The organism is Azospirillum sp. B21 (assembly GCF_008364825.1).
Classification (GTDB): Bacteria; Pseudomonadota; Alphaproteobacteria; order Azospirillales; family Azospirillaceae; genus Azospirillum.
Genome location: NZ_VTTO01000006.1, coordinates 393,212 through 412,892, shown reverse-complemented (window position 1 = coordinate 412,892; position 19,681 = coordinate 393,212). Strand labels below are relative to the sequence as shown.

Annotated in this window: 20 protein-coding genes; 15 read left to right on the top strand and 5 right to left on the bottom strand. The window is 68.4% G+C overall.

What is annotated here, in order from left to right:
- The first annotated feature begins 1 nt into the window (after position 1).
- The 3 genes from pelG (at position 2) to FZ983_RS17530 (ending at position 2,628) form a co-directional block, all read left to right on the top strand.
- Positions 2-1,381, top strand: coding sequence for an exopolysaccharide Pel transporter PelG (gene pelG / locus FZ983_RS17540; protein WP_149224787.1), 1,380 nt, complete (start codon positions 2-4; stop codon positions 1,379-1,381).
- Positions 1,378-1,842 carry a hypothetical protein gene (locus FZ983_RS17535; RefSeq protein WP_149224786.1) on the top strand — a complete coding sequence of 155 codons (465 nt, stop codon included), beginning with the start codon at positions 1,378-1,380 and terminating at the stop codon, positions 1,840-1,842. The genes pelG and FZ983_RS17535 overlap by 4 nt, the downstream gene beginning before the upstream one ends.
- Positions 1,843-1,929: 87 nt before the next feature.
- Positions 1,930-2,628: a class I SAM-dependent methyltransferase gene (locus FZ983_RS17530; protein WP_149224785.1), complete on the top strand. Its 699-nt coding sequence runs from the start codon at positions 1,930-1,932 to the stop codon at positions 2,626-2,628.
- 98 nt (positions 2,629-2,726) lie between these two features.
- On the opposite strand, the gene FZ983_RS17525 is transcribed toward FZ983_RS17530, so the two are convergent.
- Complete coding sequence (locus FZ983_RS17525; RefSeq protein ID WP_149224784.1) at positions 2,727-3,065, bottom strand: metalloregulator ArsR/SmtB family transcription factor; 339 nt, start codon at positions 3,063-3,065, stop codon at positions 2,727-2,729.
- 209 nt (positions 3,066-3,274) lie between these two features.
- Here FZ983_RS17525 and FZ983_RS17520 point away from each other — a divergent pair, with 209 nt between their 5' ends.
- The 3 genes from FZ983_RS17520 to FZ983_RS17510 are packed head-to-tail and all read left to right on the top strand — an operon-like array spanning position 3,275 to position 5,953.
- Positions 3,275-4,639 (top strand): FAD/NAD(P)-binding oxidoreductase, encoded by a 1,365-nt coding sequence (locus FZ983_RS17520; protein ID WP_149224783.1) that lies wholly within the window; start codon positions 3,275-3,277, stop codon positions 4,637-4,639.
- A 15-nt stretch (positions 4,640-4,654) separates the two neighbouring features.
- Complete coding sequence (locus tag FZ983_RS17515) at positions 4,655-5,011, top strand: DUF5368 domain-containing protein (protein WP_149224782.1); 357 nt, start codon at positions 4,655-4,657, stop codon at positions 5,009-5,011.
- Positions 5,012-5,035: 24 nt separating this feature from the next.
- Positions 5,036-5,953 carry an alpha/beta fold hydrolase gene (locus tag FZ983_RS17510; protein ID WP_149224781.1) on the top strand — a complete coding sequence of 306 codons (918 nt, stop codon included), beginning with the start codon at positions 5,036-5,038 and terminating at the stop codon, positions 5,951-5,953.
- Here FZ983_RS17510 and FZ983_RS17505 read toward each other — a convergent pair.
- The 3 genes from FZ983_RS17505 to FZ983_RS17495 are packed head-to-tail and all read right to left on the bottom strand — an operon-like array spanning position 5,931 to position 6,981.
- On the bottom strand, positions 5,931-6,368 hold the full coding sequence (locus tag FZ983_RS17505; protein ID WP_149224780.1) for a DUF2141 domain-containing protein: 438 nt from the start codon (positions 6,366-6,368) through the stop codon (positions 5,931-5,933). The two genes, FZ983_RS17510 and FZ983_RS17505, sit on opposite strands and share 23 nt — an antisense overlap.
- Before the next feature lie 20 nt (positions 6,369-6,388).
- The gene (locus FZ983_RS17500; protein ID WP_149224779.1) at positions 6,389-6,748 is read right to left on the bottom strand and encodes a carboxymuconolactone decarboxylase family protein; all 360 of its coding nucleotides are present in this window, start codon (positions 6,746-6,748) and stop codon (positions 6,389-6,391) included.
- A 29-nt stretch (positions 6,749-6,777) separates the two neighbouring features.
- Positions 6,778-6,981, bottom strand: a complete 204-nt coding sequence (locus FZ983_RS17495) for a DUF2892 domain-containing protein (protein ID WP_108547940.1) — start codon at positions 6,979-6,981, stop codon at positions 6,778-6,780.
- 135 nt (positions 6,982-7,116) lie between these two features.
- Between FZ983_RS17495 and FZ983_RS17490 the strand changes: the two genes are divergently transcribed.
- The 6 genes from FZ983_RS17490 to paoC all read left to right on the top strand — a co-directional run bounded on the left by FZ983_RS17490 (position 7,117) and on the right by paoC (position 15,881).
- Entirely contained in the window at positions 7,117-8,148 is a 1,032-nt protein-coding gene (locus FZ983_RS17490; protein ID WP_188092374.1) for an efflux RND transporter periplasmic adaptor subunit, read from the top strand.
- The gene (locus tag FZ983_RS17485; RefSeq protein WP_149224778.1) at positions 8,145-11,393 is read left to right on the top strand and encodes an efflux RND transporter permease subunit; all 3,249 of its coding nucleotides are present in this window, start codon (positions 8,145-8,147) and stop codon (positions 11,391-11,393) included. The genes FZ983_RS17490 and FZ983_RS17485 overlap by 4 nt, the downstream gene beginning before the upstream one ends.
- Positions 11,390-11,761, top strand: a complete 372-nt coding sequence (locus FZ983_RS17480; protein ID WP_149224777.1) for a rhodanese-like domain-containing protein — start codon at positions 11,390-11,392, stop codon at positions 11,759-11,761. Before FZ983_RS17485 ends, FZ983_RS17480 begins: the two co-directional genes overlap by 4 nt.
- 311 nt (positions 11,762-12,072) lie before the next feature.
- A complete protein-coding gene (gene paoA, locus FZ983_RS17475; RefSeq protein ID WP_149224776.1) occupies positions 12,073-12,729 on the top strand; it encodes an aldehyde dehydrogenase iron-sulfur subunit PaoA in 657 nt (218 codons plus the stop codon).
- Complete coding sequence (locus FZ983_RS17470; protein ID WP_149224775.1) at positions 12,726-13,676, top strand: xanthine dehydrogenase family protein subunit M; 951 nt, start codon at positions 12,726-12,728, stop codon at positions 13,674-13,676. Before paoA ends, FZ983_RS17470 begins: the two co-directional genes overlap by 4 nt.
- A gap of 3 nt (positions 13,677-13,679) precedes the next feature.
- On the top strand, positions 13,680-15,881 hold the full coding sequence (gene paoC / locus FZ983_RS17465; RefSeq protein WP_149224774.1) for an aldehyde oxidoreductase molybdenum-binding subunit PaoC: 2,202 nt from the start codon (positions 13,680-13,682) through the stop codon (positions 15,879-15,881).
- Positions 15,882-15,891: 10 nt separating this feature from the next.
- Here the strand turns inward: paoC and FZ983_RS17460 are convergent, their stop codons facing one another.
- The gene (locus FZ983_RS17460; RefSeq protein WP_149224773.1) at positions 15,892-16,839 is read right to left on the bottom strand and encodes a LysR substrate-binding domain-containing protein; all 948 of its coding nucleotides are present in this window, start codon (positions 16,837-16,839) and stop codon (positions 15,892-15,894) included.
- A gap of 208 nt (positions 16,840-17,047) precedes the next feature.
- Between FZ983_RS17460 and FZ983_RS17455 the strand changes: the two genes are divergently transcribed.
- From FZ983_RS17455 to FZ983_RS17445, 3 genes are read left to right on the top strand one after another with little or no spacing between them, the layout of a single operon-like run.
- Positions 17,048-17,797: an SDR family oxidoreductase gene (locus tag FZ983_RS17455; RefSeq protein WP_149224772.1), complete on the top strand. Its 750-nt coding sequence runs from the start codon at positions 17,048-17,050 to the stop codon at positions 17,795-17,797.
- Between the two features lie 25 nt (positions 17,798-17,822).
- Positions 17,823-18,680, top strand: coding sequence for a transketolase (locus FZ983_RS17450; RefSeq protein ID WP_149224771.1), 858 nt, complete (start codon positions 17,823-17,825; stop codon positions 18,678-18,680).
- On the top strand, positions 18,677-19,681 hold the full coding sequence (locus FZ983_RS17445) for a transketolase family protein (RefSeq protein WP_149224770.1): 1,005 nt from the start codon (positions 18,677-18,679) through the stop codon (positions 19,679-19,681). The genes FZ983_RS17450 and FZ983_RS17445 overlap by 4 nt, the downstream gene beginning before the upstream one ends.

Sequence of the window (19,681 nt, the reverse complement as noted above, 5' to 3'; positions counted from 1 at the left end):
GATGGCCGGCATCGGCTTCGCGCTCCGCCGGCTCGCCCGGCGCGACGACCTGCTGGGCGTGCTGCAGGGCTACGCCCATTCCGCCTTCATCACCTCGGGGCCGTGGATGTTCACCATCCTGGCGCTGGCCGGCATCACCCTGATCGGGCGCGATCTGGTGGGGATGGAGCAGCTGACGCTGTTCCGCGTGGTGGTGATCTACAATTTCTGCTTCTCGGTGGTGTTCACCGGGCCGCTGGTGATGGTCGCCACCCGCTATCTCGCCGACGCCATCTATGCCAAGGAGGTGGAGGCGGCGCCGGGCATGCTGCTGGCAACGCTGGGGCTGGCCTATGCCATCGCCGCGCTGACGGCCGGACCCTTCTATCCGCTGTTCAGCGGACTGCCGCTGCCGGTGATGCTGGGCGGGCTGGCGAACTTCTTCCTGGTCTGCGGCATCTGGGTGGTGTCGATCTTCCTGTCGGCGCTGAAGGACTATCTGGCCGTCACCGTCGCCTTCGGCGTCGGCATGGCGGTGGGCATGGCCGCCACGCTGCTGCTGGGCGACCGCTATGGCGCCGCCGGCATGGTCTGGGGCTTTTCCGCCGGGCTGGCGGTGATCCAGTTCGGGCTGATCGCGCGGGTGCTCGCCGAATATCCCTATCCTGTGGGCCGGCTGTTCGATTTCCTGAGCTATTTCCGGCGCTATTGGGACCTGGCATTGATCGGCCTGTTCGCCAACGCCGCGGTGTGGACCGACAAATGGATCATGTGGTTCGCGCCGGAACGCGAGATCGTCTCCGGCGCCATGGCGATCTACAGCGCCTATGACGGCGCCATGTTCGTCGCCTACCTGACGACACTGCCGGCGCTGACCCTGTTCACGGTGAACATCGAGACCCGCTTCTTCGAGCATTACCAGGGCTTCTACCGCGACATCCAGAAGCACGCGACCTTCGACCAGATCGCCCGCAACCACCGCGCCATCATCGCCGCCTTGGCAGACAGCAGCCGCAATCTGGTGATCCTGCAGGGAGCGGTCTGCGCCGTCTGCATCTTCCTGGCTCCGGCCATCGTCGGGGCCATCGGGTTGCAGTACCAGCAGATCGGCATGTTCCGCTTCGGCGTGCTGGGCGCCTTCTTCCAGGTGCTGTTCCTGTTCTGCACGGTGATCCTGGCTTATTTCGACCTGCGGGCGCGGAACCTGACGGCGCAGCTGGTCTATCTGGCCGCCAATGCCGGCTTCACCCTGCTGTTCAGCCGGATGGGGTTCCCGTGGTACGGCTACGGCTATTTCCTCGGCTCGCTGATCGCCTTCGCCGTCGCCTATCTGATGGTGGCGGACGCGGTGCGGCGTCTGCCCTACTTCGCCTTCGTCGCCAACAACCCGTCGGTGCGATGACCCGCCTCCTCCTGACCGTCGCGACGCTGGCCACCCTCCTGCCTCATCTGTCCGCGGGAGCGCAGGAGGTGCTGCCCACCGACCGGACCGCCCCCGGCCATCTGCGCCCGCCGTTCCGCGCCTACGAGCCCCCGCCGCCCGGCCACGAGCCGCGCTTGCGCCGCACCGAAAGCCGCCGCGTCTACGCCCTGCCGCAGGGATTGAAGGGCCTTGCCACTTTCGACCGCAACTTGTCGCGCCTGTGCCAGCGCGGCGCCTTCCTGCAGGAGGTCGACGGCCTCTATTGGGCGGCGACGCCGGAGTTTCGCTATGGCGTCGCCTTTTCCGGCGGTGCCAACCTGATCGATCCGCAGAACCTGCGCCAGCCCGGCAAGGTCTATTTCTTCCGCAATCAGGACAGCCGCTGCAGCGTCTGGGTCGGCGATCAGGCGAAGCTGATGCCGCACTACATCGGCGGCTGAGCGCCATCGCTTCGGGCTGGACCGCTCTCTGCGATATATGCGAGGCTGCCCTGCGACCATGGCGCGATTGCCGAAGGAGAATCACGCATGAGCGAGCCCATCCGCCGCAAGGCCCTGGACGTGATCGCCGAGCGCCTCGATCTGGCCGGCCGCCGTGTTGCCGATGTCGGCTGCGGTGAAGGCGGGTTCGTCCGCGCGCTGACCGGGCTGGGCGCCCAGGTGATCGGCGTCGAGTGCGGCGCCGAGATGCTGGAGCGCGCCCGTGCCGCCGAACCGGCCGGGAACGAGCGCTACGTCGAGGGCGTCGGACAGGCACTGCCGTTGCCCGACGCCTCCGCCGATTGCGTCGTCTTCATGAACAGCCTGCACCATGTTCCGGTGGAGCATATGGCCGGCGCCCTCGCCGAGGCCGCGCGGGTGCTGCTGCCGGGCGGGCTCGTGCTGGTCAACGAGCCCATCGCCGACGGCCCCTTCTTCCAGCTGACCCGGCTGGTCGAGGACGAGGAGGAGGTGCGTGCCGCCGCCCTGGCGTCGCTCAGAAGCGCGTGCTCCGCCGGCCTGTTCGTCGAGCGGGAGGAGGTCGTCTATCTCAACCCGGTGCGCTTCGACGGCTATGAGGCGTTCGCCACCCGGATGGGCCTGATCGATGCGACGCGCAAGAGCCGCGTCGCCGCCGGCGAGGATGTCCTGCGCGCCCGCTTCCACGAGCTGGCGACCCTGCGCGACGGCTTCTTCTTCTTCGACCAGCCCGCCCGGCTTACCATCCTGGAAAAGCCGGCCTCCTAGAGTGTGATCGGTTCAAGCGGAAACGCTTGAAGCGTGAATCACACGGAAAACCATAAGCTTAGAGTCTGTCTGGTGCTTCAATAAGCACCAGACAGACTCTAAACGCGCTGGGCTTCGTCGTTCGGCGGCATCGGTGCCTTCCCGTCATTGATCTGCCGGACGCCGGCGCAGACGAGCCGGCAGAGGTCCCGCACCAGCGGCAGCGCGATGAAGTAGATCATCGAAACCCCGTCGCGGCGCCGGCCGAGGATGCCCGCCTCGACGAGGCAACCAAGCTGCTTCGACACGTTCGCCTGTTTCAGCCCGGTCGCCTCGACGATCCGGTTGACCGCCTGCGGCCTTTCCCAGACCGCCCGGACGATGCGCAGCCGCGACGGCTCGCCCAGGATGGCGAGCAGGCGGGCCACGTCCGCGATTTCGGTATCTGCGATCGGCATCGAAGATTCGGGGGCTGTTCGGGATGGCTGCGGACCGGTGAGGCTGTCGCTCTTAATCCAAAGGGCGGCCACCTGCAAAGCGATAACCGGCATACCCCGAATTCGCTTGATTGTATTGCCATCCAGCAATATAAGAATTCTCTTATAAATAAGGTGCGTCCTCATGCCGGGCCGGCGCGCGGACAACACTGAATTCCGGGGGAAAGCGCATGACGAACGAAGTCCCGCCGCGCGATGGTCTGATCGCGGGCCTCGACTCTCCGCTGAGCCGCCGCAGGATGCTGGCGCTGTCCGGTGCCGGCGCGGCAACGCTGATGGCGGTGTCCGCACCCGCCAGGGCGGCGGAGGCGCCGCCGAAGGTCGCGACCAAGGCCCACATCGTCATCGCCGGTGCCGGCGCCGCCGGTCTGGCCGCCGCCGCCCGCCTTGCCGAACGGCTGGACGGTGCGACGATCACGGTGATCGACCGCCGCAAGGAGCATTATTATCAGCCGGGCTTCACCCTGGTGGCGGCCGGGCTGAAGCCGCAGGGCTACGTCGTCTCGACGACCGCCGACTATCTTCCCCGCGGCGTCACCCTGATCGAGGAGCAGGTGGCGGAGTTCGACCCCGTGGCGAACAAGGTCGTCACCGACAAGGGCCGCGCCATCCGCTACGACTTCCTGATGGTGGCGACGGGACTGCATCTCGATTATGCCGCCATCGAAGGCATGAGCACCGACCTGATCGGCAAGGATGGGCTGGGCAGCGTCTATGCCGGTCCGGCCGCCGCCGTGGTGACCTGGAAGGAGATGGCGCGCTTTGCCGAGACCGGCGGTGTCGGCCTGTTCGGCCGTCCGGCCACCGAGATGAAATGTGCGGGCGCGCCGCTGAAATACACCTTCATCACCGACGACTATCTGCGCCGCAATGGCACGCGCGGCAAGTCGGAACTGATCTACACGGCGCAGAACAAGGGCCTGTTCAGCGTTCTCATCGTCTCCGAGAAGGTGCGGATGCTGTTCCGCGACCGGCAGGTGAAGGTCGCCTACGAGCGTGTGATGACGGCGATCGATCCCGGCCGCAAGATCGCCACCTACAAGACCCCGACCGGCACGGCCGAATTCAAGTACGACTTCATCAATGTCGTCCCGCCGATGCGGGCCCCGGCCGCCGTGCGCAACAGCCCGCTGCGCTGGCAGGAGGGCGTCTGGGCCGGCGACGGCTGGATGGAGGTGGAGAAGCCGACCCTGCGGCACAAGCGCTTCCCCAACGTCTTCGGCATCGGCGACGTGGCGGGCGTTCCGAAGGGCAAGACTGCGGCCAGCGTGAAATGGCAGGTGCCGGTGGCGGTGGATCACCTGATCGCCAGCATCCAGGGCACGACCTCGGCCAGCGTCTACAACGGCTACACCTCCTGTCCGCTGATCACGCGGCTGGGCCGGGCGATGCTTGTGGAATTCGATTACGAGGACAACCTCGTTCCCTCCTTCCCCGGCGTCATCGCGCCGCTGGAGGAGTTGTGGGTGACCTGGGTCATGAAGACCATGGCTCTGAAGCCGACCTACATGTCGATGCTGCGCGGCCAGGCATAAGCGGAGGACGACAGGATGAAGGAATTCGATCTCGCGGTCTTCCTGGTGGTGTTCCAGGAAATGCTGGGTCCGCTTCTGTGGATCCTGCCGGCGCTCGCCATCGCCGGGCTGGTATCCTTCGCCGCCGTGCTGCTGCACGAAGGCGGGCTGGTCAGCCGCCGGCTGGTCCGGTCCGAGATCGTCGGCGTCCTGGGCGGCTTCGCCGCGCTCGGCCTGATGGCGATGGTGACGATCTCCGGCTTTTCCGATGCCGGCGGACCGGTGGACTGGCTGCTGGTCGGCCTGATCTGGGGCGTGGGGCTGGTCGGCGCGACCATTCTCGCCTATGCGGTCCAGGGAGTGTTCGCCTGGAAGGCGCCGCACGGGCACTGACGCCGGCGTGACCGGAAAGACGCCATGAGCTGGGTGGAAGCGGTCCTCGGCCCCGGCACCGGAGCCGCGCTGGCGCTTGCGCTCGGACTTCCGCTGGCCGTCCGGGCGCTGGTGCATCGCGGTTTCCGCATTCCCTGCCGTCCGGAGGTCGGGACTCCCGCCGATGCCGGCCTGCCGTACCGGTCCGCCTCCATCGTCACGGAACGTGGCCGCCGTCTGTTCGCGTGGCACATCCTGCCGCCGGGAGGCGGCCCGGCTCCCCATCTGGTGGTGATGCACGGCTGGGGCGCCAATGCGGAGGACATGCTGCCGGTCGCCGCACCGTTGCGGCAGGCGGGCTATGGTGTTCTGCTGGTGGATGCGCGCAACCACGGCCGCAGCGACCGGGACGGCCATTCCTCCATGCCGCGCTTCGCCGAGGATCTGGCCCACGCCTTCGATTGGCTGGAGCGGCAGCCGGAGGCGAGTCCGGGGCGCATCGCCCTGCTCGGCCATTCGGTGGGGGCCGCCGCGGCGCTGCTGGCGGCGGCGCGCCTGCGCAAGCCGGCCGCCGTGGTGTCGCTGGCCGCCTTCCGTCATCCGGAAATCGTCATGCGGCGCTTTCTTGCCCTGCATCGCGTGCCTTACCGGCCGCTGGGCTGGCTGATCTGCCGCTATGTGGAGCGCGTGATCGGCGAGCGCTTCGACGGCATCGCACCGGTGAATACGGCGGCGCGCGTCCGCTGCCCGACGCTGGTCCTGCATGGCGCCGACGACACCACCACGCCGCCGGAGGACTCCGAGGCCATCGCCGCCTCCCTTCCCGAGGGGCTGGGGCGGCTGACGATCCTGCCCGGCGTCGGCCATGACACGGTGGACCGGATGGAGGAGGTGATGGCCCCTGTTCTGGCTTTCCTAAGCGAGCATTTGCCCGCCCCGCTCAATAGCGCAGCGACAGCTTGAGTTTGGAGCCCGCCGCCGGGAGTGCGAAGGCCGACGCCTCGAAGGAGGGCGGGCCGGTCACCTCGGGATCGTTGCTCAGGGCATAGCCTTCCGTGGGGATCATGCCGAGGAAGCGGTTGAGGTCGCCGCTCGCGTCCTCGTCATGATAGGCCATGATCGCATAGGTGCCGGCGGGGAGGTCGCGGAAGACCACCTCCACCATGCCGGGCACCGCGGGAACCGTCTGGATGGCGCGGCTCTGCGCCTCCTTGCGGAAGGCGTCCGGGCGATCGTAGAGGACGACCTTCACCTGTCCGGCCGCGTCCCGCACCGGGCCGACCGAAACGGCGAGATCCGCCGCTGCTGCCGTGCCCCCCGTGACGATGCCGGCCGCGGCCACGGTTGCGGCGGCAAGGAGAAGCGCGAGGTGGTTCATGGTCGTCCCCGTCCCATCGATCAGGCCGTGACCTTGGCCTTATCCGCGAACTGGTCATAGGCTTCCAGCGCTTGGGCAGCATACATGACGGAGGGACCGGCGCCCATGTAGACGGCCATGCCCATGGTCTCCATGATCTCCTCGCGGGTGGCGCCCTGCTTCACCGCGGCCTCGGCGTGGAAGGCGACGCAGCCGTCGCAGCGGATGGCGACGGCGATGCCCAGCGCGATCAGCTCCTTCGTTTTGGTGTCGAGAGCGTTCGCCTTCAGCGCCGCCTGGGCGATGCCGGAAAAGGCCTTCATCACCTCCGGCGCGCCGCCGCGCAGTTCGCGGATGGCGCCGGACAGTTCGACCGTCATGTCGGGCCAATTCTTGTGCATGATCCGTATCCTTCTGTGAGCGGTGGAGATCAGTTGAAGGCGCAGCCGGGGCGGGCGCCGGCCTTCTTCAGCACGATGGCCAGCGGGCAGAAGCCGGTGAAGGCGGCCTGCAGCATGTTCGCGCCGACGAAGGCGGGCAGCCACAGCCACGCCATGCTGTGAAGCTGCGACAGGGCGAGGCCGGCCAGGATGACGGTTCCGGCGAAGGCCATGACGATGCGGTCGATGTTCATGTGTCCACTCCCGAGGGGGCCAACCGGAGGCGGCATCTCCTGGCTCCCCATAATGCATTCGTTGACGCTAAATTAGATTTATCTTATTAAATGGTCAAGCGTCAAACCGAGAGTCATTGGCCAGGGTTTCCCATCATGAGCACCCGCAAGAGCGCCTTTCCGGCGCTTCCCATCCTCGCCCTCCTGCTGTGTTGCCTTTCCGCTCCGCTTGCGGCGGAGGAGGGCCGTATGACCGTCGAAAGCCGCCCCGTCGAGGATCTGAAATCCGTGTTCGCCACGGTGGACAGCGTTCGTCAGGCCAAGGCGCGTACCCGGATCGGCGGCACCCTGTCCGGCCTGACGGTGCGGGAAGGCGACCGGGTGGAGGTGGGGCAGGTGATCGCCACCGTCGGCGACCCAAAGCTGCCGCTGCAGATCGCGGCGCTCGACGCCCGGCTGCAGTCGCTCCAGGCGCAGCAGCGTCAGGCGGAGATCGAGCTCGACCGCGCCCGCCAGCTGCGCGCCACCGGCATCGGTAGCCAGCAGAAGCTCGACGACGCGACGACCGCGCTCGACGTCGTCCGCGCCCAGATGGCCGCCATGAAGGCCGACCGCGCCGTGGTCGAACAGCAGCTTCGCGAAGGCAACGTGCTGGCCCCGGCGGCCGGCCGGGTGCTGCAGGTGCCGCTGGTCGACGGTGTCGTCGTGCTGCCGGGGGAGGCGGTGGCGACCATCGCCACGGAAAGCTATGTGCTGCGCCTGCGCCTGCCCGAACGTCACGCCCGCTTCATGAAGCAGGGCGATCCCGTTCTGGTCGGCGCCCGCGGCCTCGCGCCGGATCCGGCGGCCGGCCTCGCCCGCGGAACGGTGCGCCGGGTCTATCCCGAACTGGAGGACGGGCAGGTGGTGGCGGATGCCGAGGTTTCGGCCCTAGGCGACTATTTCGTCGGCGAGCGGGTGCGGGTTCTGGTCGCCACCGGCAGCCGCGAGGCGATCCTCATCCCGCCGGACTATCTGACCCGCCGGCTGGGCCTGGACATGGTGCGGCTCGCCGATGGGGCGGAGATCCCGGTTCAGGTCGGCCGGCCGGTGCCGGGTGACGGCTCCGACAGTGGTTCCGGCGCCATCGAGATCCTGTCCGGCCTGCGGCCCGGCGACGTGATCGTCAAGGCGGGGGCGGCGCGATGAGGCTCGGCCTGTCCGGCTGGCTGACGCGGACCTTCATCCGCTCGCCGCTGACCCCCCTGCTGCTCCTGGCCTCGCTGGTGGTCGGGACGGTCGCCCTTCTCTCCCTCCCGCGCGAGGAGGAGCCGCAGATCAGCGTGCCGATGGTCGATGTCCATGTCCGCGCCGACGGGCTGCGCGCCGACGACGCGGTGGAGCTGGTGACCAAGCCGCTGGAGGAGATCGTCAAGGCGATCGACGGCGTCGAGCATGTCTACAGCCAGACGGTGGACGACGGCGCCGTGGTGACGGCGCGCTTCGTCGTCGGCACGCCCTCCGACAACGCCATCCTCCGCGTGCACGAGAAGCTGCGCGCCAATTACGACCGCATGCCGCTCGGCATTCCGGAACCGCTGGTCGTCGGCCGCGGCATCGACGACGTGGCGATCCTGACGCTGACGCTGTTTCCCCGCGCGGAGGCGGCGGCGCGCTGGGACGACAACGCGCTGTGGACGGCGGCCGACCGGATGCTGGGCGAGCTGGTGAAGACCGACGATGTCGGGCTGACCTACATCGTCGGCGGCCGGCCGGACCAGATCCGGGTGGAGCCGGATCCCGAACGCCTCGCCCTGTCCGGCATCACGCTGAACCAGCTGGTGGAGAAGGTGAGGAATGCCAACCGCTCCTTCCAGGTCGGGCAGCTGCGCTCGCGCGGCGGCAGCCTGCCGGCGGTGGCCGGCCAGACCCTGCAGGGCGTTCCCGACATCGGCCTGCTGCTGTTGACCACGCGCGACGGGCGCCCGGTCTATGTCAAGGACGTCGCCGACGTGATCGTCGGTGCCCGGCCGGAGGAGGCGCGGGCCTGGCACATGACGCCGGACGGCAAGGGCGGGCTGACCCGCGTGCCGGCGGTGACCATCGCCGTCGCCAAGCGGGCGGGGGCCAACGCCGTGGTCATCGCCGACCATGTGCTGGAGCGTCTGGACGCCCTGCGCTCCGCCGGACTACCCAAGGACCTGGAGGTCGCCGTCACCCGGAACTATGGCGAGACGGCGGACGAGAAGGTGGACGAGCTGCTGTTCCATCTGGCGCTCGCCACGCTGTCCATCGTGCTGCTGGTGGCCGCGGCCATCGGCTGGCGCGAGGGGGCGGTGGTCTTCGTGGTCATCCCCACCACGATCCTGCTGACCATGTTCGCCTCCTGGGCGATGGGCTACACCATCAACCGCGTCAGCCTGTTCGCGCTGATCTTCTCCATCGGCATCCTGGTGGACGACGCCATCGTGGTGGTGGAGAACATCGACCGCCACTGGTCGATGCGCGACGGCCGGCCGAAGATCCAGGCCGCCATCGAGGCGGTGGCCGAGGTCGGCAACCCCACCATCGTCGCCACCCTGACGGTGGTCGCCGCCCTGCTGCCGATGATGTTCGTGTCCGGCCTGATGGGGCCGTACATGAGCCCGATCCCGGCCAACGCCTCCGCCGCCATGCTGTTCAGCTTCTTCGTCGCCATGGTGCTGACGCCCTGGCTGATGGTGAAGCTGCGCCGCGGCGAGATGCCGCCCGCGCATGGCGATGATGGGGGCGATCATGGGGGCGGCCATGGCGGGCGCCTCGGCCGGCTCTATCTGGCGGCGGCGCGGCCGGTGGTGCGCAGCAGGCGGTCGGCCTGGATCTTCCTGCTGGCGGTGGGCGTCGCCACGCTGGCCTCGCTTGTCCTGTTCTACAGCAAGGACGTGACGGTCAAGCTGCTGCCCTTCGACAACAAGTCGGAGCTTCAGGTGGTCATCGACCTGCCGGAGGGCGCCTCGCTGGAGGATACGGAGCGCGCTCTGTTCGCCGCCGCCGACCGCATCGCCGGCCTGCCCGAACTGACCGGCATCCAGGCCTACGCCGGCACGGCGTCTCCCTTCAACTTCAACGGTTTGGTACGCCATTCCTACCTGCGCCGCCAGCCGGCCCAGGGCGATCTGCAGGTCAATCTCGCGCCAAGGGCGGAGCGCACGCGCGCCAGCCACGACGTGGCGATCGACCTGCGCCGGCGGCTTGCCGCCGTGCCCTTCCCCGCGGGGACCGTGGTGAAGGTGGTGGAAGTCCCGCCCGGGCCGCCCGTGCTGTCCACGCTGCTGGCCGAGGTCTACGGCCCGGATGCCGAGACCCGCCGCGAGACCGCCGGTCTGGTCCGGGAAGCGTTCCGGAGGGTCGACTTCGTCGTCGACATTGACGGCACCGTCCGCCAGCCGGGGGAGCGCCTGCGCTTCGCGCTCGACCATGGCAATCTGGAGTTCTTCGGCGTGGAGGAGCAGGCGGTCTACGACACGCTGCAGGCGCTGCTCGGCGGCGTGCCGGTCGGCTATTCCCATCGCGGCGCCGGGCGGTTGCCGATGGAGATCTCCGTCCGCCTGCCGAAATCGGACCTGTTCCTGTCGGAGCGCGTGCTGGCGACGCCGGTGCCGGGGAGGCGCGGGTCGGTGGAACTGGGCAACCTCGTCACCATGACCAGGGAGCCCGCCTCCTACACGGTCTTCCGGCGCGACGGCCGCTTCGCCGAGATGGTGCAGGCGGAGCTGGCCGGCAGCTTCGAGGCGCCGATCTACGGCATGCTGGCGGTGCAGGACCGCCTGTCGGAGATCGACTGGCGCGCCGTCGGGCTGGACGGTCCGCCGGAGGTACGGCTGCACGGCCAGCCGGGGGACGAAACCCGGCCCAGCATCCTGTGGGACGGCGAATGGGAGATCACCTATGTCACCTTCCGCGACATGGGGGCGGCCTTCGCCGTCGCCATCCTCGGCATCTATCTGCTGGTGGTGGCCCAGTTCGGCAGTTTCAAGCTGCCGCTGGTCATCCTGGTGCCGGTGCCGCTGACGCTGATCGGCATCCTGATCGGCCATTGGCTGTTCGCGGCGCCCTTCACCGCAACCTCGATGATCGGCTTCATCGCGCTGGCCGGGATCATCGTCCGCAACTCCATCCTGCTGGTCGATTTCATCCGCCATCTGCGGGAGGACCATGCGCAGGAGGGCGGCCGTCCGATCCGCGACATCGTGCTGGAGGCCGGGGCGATCCGCTTCAAGCCGATCCTGTTGACGGCGCTGGCCGCGATGATCGGGGCGGCCTTCATCCTGACCGACCCGATCTTCCAGGGGCTGGCGATCTCCATGCTGTTCGGGCTTGCCAGCTCCACCCTGCTGACCGTGCTGGTCATCCCCGCCATCTACGTCGCGCTTCGCGGCGGCACCCCGTCCAAAACCGAAAGGGCAATACCATGAGCACCGAACACAAGATCGTCGATCTCGACCCCGTGGAAGCCAAGGCGCGGCTGGACCGGGGCGAGGCCGTCCTCGTCGATGTCCGCGAGCCCTATGAATATGGCGCGGAGCGCATTCCCGGCGCGCTGCTCTATCCGCTGGTCACCTTCGATCCGAAGGCGCTGCCGGCCATGTGGGGCGACCGGATGGTGATCCTGCAATGCGGCACCGGCCGGCGGTCCGGCATGGCCGCGCAACGCATGATCGAGGCCGGTGCCGGCACCGTCCATCACGTCAAGGGCGGGCTCAATGCCTGGAAGGAGGCGAAGCTGCCCATCCTCGGCCTCAACCCCACCACCGGCGTGATCGAGCCGAAGTCGTACGGCTGACCGGCCCCCGGTATGGGCGGAGGGGCGCCTCCGCCTATTCCTGCAGTCCCATGAAGCTCCGCTGACAGGCGGGGTTCGGGAAGCCGCTGCCCGAATCGTCCGATCGCGGAGAAAAAGCCCGAACCCAGGATAACCCCGGCGGACTGGCGTTGTTTCATGACCTGAACTTATAGGCCCTATCGCAAATTGGGGGCTAATCGTCAGACCAGCGCGCCCCAGCTTGTGGGGGTATGTGTTGGTGGAAGCGAAGCGGGACCGCCCGTGCGCGCTGCCGACAGGGCATGGCCTTGACGACAGGAGGGAAGCACGCGATGCATCAGCCCGGCGATCTGGACGTGACACGGCGCGGAGTCCTGATGGGAACCGCGGCGACCATCGCGCTGACGGCGGGAAGCTTCCCGGTGCCGGCCGAGGCCGCCATCGGCGACGCCGCCCCCCAACAGACATTGACCCCCGTCACCTCGACCGTGTCATTCACGGTGAATGGCCGCGACCATGACCTGACGCTGGACACGCGGACCACTCTGCTCGATGCGCTGCGCGAGCAGCTGCACGTGACCGGCCCGAAGAAAGGCTGCGACCACGGGCAGTGCGGCGCCTGCACCGTCCTGGTCGACGGGCGGCGGATCAATTCCTGCCTGTCGCTGGCGGTGATGCACCAGGGCGACAGCATCACGACCATCGAAGGGCTGGGCATGCCCGACCGCATGCATCCGATGCAGGCCGCCTTCGTCAAGCATGACGGCTATCAGTGCGGCTATTGCACCCCCGGCCAGATCTGTTCGGCCGTCGCCGTTCTGAAGGAGATCGAGGCCGGCATTCCCAGCCATGTCAGCGCCGACCTGATGGCGGCGCCGAAGCTGACCGCCGACGAACTGCGCGAGCGGATGAGCGGCAACATCTGCCGCTGCGGCGCCTATTCCAACATCGTCGATGCGATCACCGAGGTCGCCGGGAGGGAAGCATGAAACCCTTCAGCTACGAACGCGCCGGCAGCCCGGCCGAAGCCGCGGCCGCCGCGGTCCGTACCCCCGGCGCCAAGTTCATCGCCGGCGGCACCAACCTGCTCGACCTGATGAAGCTGGAGATCGAGACGCCGGTCCATCTGATCGACGTCAACGGCCTGTCGCTGGACAAGGTGGAACCGACCCCGGACGGAGCCTTGCGCATCGGTGCGCTGGTGCGCAACACCGACCTCGCCGCCGACGAACGGGTGCGGCGCGACTATGGGGTGCTGTCGCGGGCGTTGCTCGCCGGGGCTTCGGGCCAGCTGCGCAACAAGGCGACCACCGCGGGCAACCTGCTCCAGCGCACCCGCTGCCCCTATTTCTACGACACCGCCCAGCCCTGCAACAAGCGCCGGCCCGGCAGCGGATGCGCCGCCATCGGGGGTTTCAGCCGCCAGCTTGCGGTGATCGGCGGCAGCGAAGCCTGCATCGCCACCCACCCCAGCGACATGGCGGTGGCGATGCGCGTGCTGGACGCCGCCGTGGAGACGGTGCGGCCGGACGGCGCCGCCCGCAGCATCCCGATCGCCGAGTTCCACCGCCTGCCCGGCGACACCCCGCATATCGAAACGGTGCTGGAACCCGGCGAGCTGATCACCGCGGTGACCCTGCCGCGCCCGGTCGGCGGCACGCACATTTATCACAAGGTGCGCGACCGCGCCTCCTACGCCTTCGCGCTGGTCGCCGTCGCGGCGGTCGTCCAGCCGGACGGCAGCGGACGGGTGGCGCTGGGCGGCGTCGCGCACAAGCCGTGGCGCGTCGAGGCGGCGGAGGCCGAAATGCCCAAGGGGGCCAAGGCCGTCACGGCGCAACTGCTGGCCGGCGCCAAGCCGACGCCGGAAAATGCCTTCAAGCTGCCGCTGGTCGAGCGAACGCTCGGCTCCGTCCTGGCCGAAGCGAAAGGCTGAGCCATGAAGTTCGACACCCCCGCCACCACCAACCCCATCGACCAGCTGAAAGTCATCGGCAAGCCGACCAGCCGCATCGACGGGCCGCTGAAGACCACGGGAACCGCACCCTATGCCTATGAGCGCCACGACGTGGTGCCGGATCAGGTCTATGGCTATGTCGTCGGCGCCGGAATCGCCAAGGGCCGCATCGCCTCCCTGTCGGTGGCGGAGGCGAAGGCCGTGCCGGGCGTGCTGGCCGTCGTCACCCATGAGACCGCGGGCAAGCTCGGCAAGGGCAAGCGCAATGCCGCCCCGCTTCTGGGGGGGCCGGAGATCGCCCATTACCATCAGGCGGTGGCGCTGGTCGTCGCCGAGAGTTTCGAGCAGGCGCGCGCCGCGGCAAATCTCGTCCGTGTCGAGTACCGGAAGACCGACGGCGCCTTCGATCTCGCCCGCGCCAAGGACGCCATGGGCGATTCGGCCGAGCACAAGAAGGAGGACTCCGTCGTCGGCGACTTCGCCGCCGCCTTTGCCGCCGCGCCGGTCAAGCTGGACGAGACCTACAGCACGCCCGACGAGACCCATGCGATGATGGAACCCCATGCCAGCATCGCCGCCTGGCAGGGCGACCGGCTGACGGTGTGGACCTCCAACCAGATGATCGACTGGGCGGCGACCGATCTGGCCGAGACGCTGAAGATGCCGAAGGAGAAGGTCCGCGTGATCTCTCCCTTCGTCGGCGGCGGTTTCGGCGGCAAGCTGTTCCTGCGTGCCGACACGTTGCTGGCGGCGCTGGGCGCGCGGGCGGCGGGGCGGCCGGTCAAGGTGGCGCTGCCGCGGCCGATGATGGCGAACAACACCACCCACCGTCCGGCGACGATCCAGCGTGTCCGCATCGGTGCAACCGCGGACGGCAGGATCACCGCCATCGCGCATGAAAGCTGGTCCGGCAACCTGCCCGACGGCAAGCCGGAGACGGCGACCGACCAGACGCGCCTGCTCTATGCCGGGGCGAACCGGCTGAGCGGGACGCGGCTCGCCCATCTCGACCTGCCGGAAGGCAACGCCATGCGGGCGCCCGGCGAGGCGCCGGGCCTGATGGTGCTGGAAATCGCCATGGACGAGATGGCCGAACGGCTGAAGATCGATCCCGTCGAGTTCCGCATCCTCAACGACACCCAGGTCGACCCGGAAAAGCCGGAGCGGCCCTTCTCCCAGCGCCAGCTGGTGCAATGCCTGCGCACCGGGGCCGAGCGCTTCGGCTGGAGCAAGCGCAGCGCCGAGCCGGCGCGGATGCGCGAGGGGCGCTGGCTGGTCGGCATCGGCATGGCCGCAGCCTTCCGCAACAACCTGTTGACCAAGTCGGCGGCGCGGGTGCGGCTGGACAAGCGCGGCGTGGTGACGGTCGAAACTGACATGACCGACATCGGCACCGGCAGTTACACCATCATCGCCCAGACGGCGGCGGAAATGATGGGCGTCGGGCTGGACCGGGTGGTGGTGCGGCTCGGCGATTCCAGCTTTCCGGCATCGGCCGGGTCGGGCGGGCAGTGGGGCGCCAACAACTCCACCGCCGGCGTCTATGCCGCCTGCGTGAAGCTGCGCGAGGCGGTGGCGCAGAAGCTGGGCTTCAACTCCGCCGACGCGCAGTTCGCCGACGGGCAGGTGGGCTCGGGCAACCGCCGCGTGCCGCTGGCGCAGGCGGCCGGCGACGGCGAGCTGACGGCGGAGGACGGCATCGAGTATGGCGACCTCGACAAGAAGGCCCAGCAATCGACCTTCGGCGCGCATTTCGTCGAGGTCGGCGTCGATGCCGCGACCGCGGAAATCCGTGTCCGGCGCATGCTGGCCGTCTGCGCGGCCGGCCGCATCCTGAACCCGCTGTCGGCGCGCAGCCAGGTGATCGGCGCCATGACCATGGGGGTGGGCGCGGCGCTGATGGAGGAACTGGCGGTGGACACCCGCGGCGGCTTCTTCGTCAACCACGACCTTGCGTCCTACGAGGTGCCGGTCCATGCCGACATCCCGCACCAGGAGGTGATCTTCCTGGACGAGACCGATCCGATGTCGTCGCCGATGAAGGCGAAGGGGGTCGGCGAGTTGGGGCTGTGCGGTGTGGGCGCCGCCATCGCCAACGCCGTCTACAACGCCACCGGCGTGCGTGTGCGCGATTATCCCGTCACGCTGGACAAGCTGATCGACCGCATGCCGCCGATCGGCTAGCCGTCCGCGGTCAGTCCCCGGCGGCGGGCGTTCCGAGCGAGGCGAGATACTGCTCCTCCCACTGGCAGCCGGCGTCCAGTTCGCCGAACAGCCATTGGCGGAACAGCCGGATCTTCGGCAGGTCGGCGGTCGATTTCAGTGTGACGAAGCCATGCCCCTGCGCCCGCAGGCCGCGGGTGGGGAAGGGGACGACCAGCCGGCCGGACTGAAGTTCCTGCCGGGCGAGCAGCAGGCTGTCCAGGCACACCCCCATCCCGTCCGCCGCCGCGCTGATCGCCATGAAGGAGCGGTCGAAACGCAGGCCGCGGTCCATGTCCAACTGCACGCCGCGATGTTTGCGCGCCCAGTCGCGCCAGCCGACGATGTTGATCTCCGAATGGATCAGGATGTGGCGGCTGAGATCCTTCGGCTCGCGGATCGGAACCAGCCCGTTCGCCAGCGCAGGCGAGCACATCGGCACGATGACGTCGTCCGGGAACTGCTCCAGCACGCAGCCGGCCGGCGGCGGGCCGGGGTTGTAGCGGATGTCGACGTCCACCGCGCCCGTCGTCAGGTCGATGGGCGAGACCGAGGCCTGCAGCCGGATGTCGATGGCGGGATGCAGCGCCTTCACCCGGTTCAGCCGCGGCATCAGCCATTGGGTGGCGAAGCTGGGCATCGAGCGGACGGTGAGGATCTCGGTGCCGCTGTTGGACGTGGTGACGTTGCGGATGGCGGTCTCCATCCGGGCGAAGGCGCCGACGATCTCGGTGGCGAAGCCGCGCCCGGCATCGGTCAGCGCGACCGAACGGTGCACCCGATGAAACAGCGGCAAGCCAAGCTGTTCCTCCAGGATTTTCACCTGATGGCTGATCGCCGACGGCGTCAGCCCGAGATCCTCCGCCGCAGTCGCGAAGGAACCCAGCCGCGCAGCGGCCTCGAACGCCTGCAAAGCCTTGATCGAGACCCGTTTCCGCATCGCGCCATTCACATGAATTCAGCTCATCAATGAGCAATCTTATTCGTTTGTCGAATTCATCTCAAGACCATAGGATCACCTCAATCATCGGCTGAACGAATCATCGGTCGGCCGCAGCGAAATCACCACAACCGAGCGAAACCGACGCTCCGCCCGCGGCATGTCTTTTGCCGCCACGGCGGAGCCTGCTTCGACAGAGGGAGCGAGCATGCTGCTGTCCAACAAGGTCTGCGTGATCACCGGCGCCGCATCGCGCCGCGGCATCGGCCGGGCGACCGCGAGGCTTTTCGCGCTGCATGGCGGGCGCGCGATCATCCTGGACCTCGACGCCGGGCAGGCTGCCGAAGCCGCCGCCGAACTGGGCGAGGCGCACCGCGGCCTGGCCTGCGACGTGACCGACCGCGACGCCTGCTTCGCCGCCGCGAACCGCGTGGTCGAGGAGTTCGGCCGCATCGACGTGCTGGTCAACAACGCCGGCATCACCCAGCCGCTGAAGTTCATGGACATCGGCCCGAAGAACTACGAGGCGGTGACCGACGTCAGCCTGCGCGGCACGCTGTACATGAGCCAGGCCGTCGTCCCCCACATGCGGGAGCGCAAGTCCGGCTCCATCGTCTGCATCTCGTCCGTCTCGGCGCAGCGCGGCGGCGGCATCTTCGGCGGCCCGCACTACAGCGCGGCCAAGGCCGGCGTGCTGGGCCTCGCCAAGGCGATGGCGCGCGAGCTGGGACCGGACAATGTCCGCGTCAACTCGGTGACGCCGGGCCTGATCCAGACCGACATCACCGGCGGCAAGCTGACCGACGAACTGCGGGCGGAAATCCTGAAGGGCATCCCGCTGAACCGCCTGGGCGATGCCGAGGATGTGGCCCGCTCCTGCCTGTTCCTGGCGTCGGAGCTGTCCTCCTACATCACCGGCGCCACGCTCGACGTCAACGGCGGCATGCTGATCCACTGATCCCGAAATGCTGGAGACACCTCCCGTGGACACCGCACTCGACACCACCCCGCTGGGGCACAATGTCCCGCTGGCCGAACGCGCCTACCGCATCCGCCGCAACGCCCTGCTGATGGGCGAGGTGCAGGGGCAGGGCTACATCGGCCAAGCCCTCGACATCGCCGACGTTCTGGCGGTCTCCTATTTCCACGCCATGAAATACCGGCCCGAGGACCCGCATTGGGAGGAGCGCGACCGCTTCCTGCTGTCCAACGGCCATTACGCCATCGCGCTCTACGCAGCCTTGATCGAGGCCGGCATCGTCCCGGCGGAAGAGCTGGAGACCTATGGCAGCGACGACAGCCGCCTGCCGATGTCGGGCATGGCCAGCTACACGCCGGGCATGGAGATGTCGGGCGGCTCGCTCGGCCTCGGCCTCGGCATCGCGGTCGGCATCGGGCTGGGGCTGAAGCGCAAGAACTCCGCTGCCCGTGTCTACACGCTGTTCTCCGACGGCGAACTGGACGAGGGTTCGGTGTGGGAGGCCATCATGTCGGCCGCCCATTACAAGCTCGACAACATGATCGCCATCGTCGACGTCAACAACCAGCAGGCCGATGGCCCCTCCACCCAGGTGATGGCGTTCGAGCCGCTGGTGGACAAGCTGGAGGCCTTCGGCTGGTTCGTCCAGCGGGTGGACGGCAACGACATGGACGCGGTGGTCGCCGCCTTCGACGCCGCCAAGTCGCACCCCGAGGCCAAGCCGCGGATGATCGTCTGCGACACCAAGATGGGCAAGGGCGTGCCCTTCCTCGAAGCCCGCGAAAAGAACCACTTCATCCGCGTCGACGCGCACGAATGGCAGCTGGCGCTTGACGCGCTCGACGCCGGGAGGACCGCATGAGCACCGCTGCGAACACCACTGCGAAGCCGCGCCTGAAGACCTCCGCCATGATCGCCTCGATCGCGGCGGAAGGGCAGCGGACCAGGCCGGCTCCCTTCGGCCATGCGCTGGTCGAGCTGGCGAAGCAGCGGCCGGAGATCGTCGGCATGACCGCCGACCTCGCCAAATACACCGACCTGCACATTTTCGCCCAGGCCTATCCCGACCGCTTCTATCAGATGGGGATGGCCGAACAGTTGCTGATGGGGGCGGCGTCTGGCATGGCGCATGAGGGCATGATGCCCTTCGTCACCACCTACGCCGTCTTCGCCTCGCGCCGGGCCTACGACTTCGTCCACCAGACGATCGCGGAGGAGAACCGCAACGTCAAGATCGCCTGCGCCCTGCCGGGGTTGACCTCCGGCTACGGCCCCAGCCATCAGGCGGCCGAGGATCTGGCGCTGATGCGCGCCATGCCGAACATGGTGGTGATCGACCCTTGCGACGCCCACGAGATCGAGCAGGCGGTGCCGGCCATGGCCGCGCATAACGGCCCGGTCTACATGCGGCTGCTGCGCGGCAACGTCCCGCTGGTGCTGGACGAGTACGACTACAAGTTCGAACTCGGCAAGGCCAAGCTGCTGCGCGACGGCGCCGACGTGCTGGTCATCTCGTCCGGCATCATGACCATGCGGGCGCTGGAGGTGGCGCAGCGGCTGGAGGCCGACAAGGTCGGCGTCGCCGTGCTGCACGTCCCCACCATCAAGCCGCTCGATACCGAGACCATCCTGCGTGAAGCCGGGCGCACCGGCCGCATGGTGGTGGTGGCGGAGAACCACACCGTCATCGGCGGGCTGGGCGAGGCGGTTGCCGGCACCCTGCTGCGCGCCGGCGTCGCCCCGGTCTTCCGCCAGATCGGCCTGCCCGACGAGTTTCTGAAGGCCGGCGCCCTGCCGACCCTGCACGACCTCTACGGCATCTCCACCGACGCCATGGCGGCCAGCATCAAGGGCTGGCTCTAG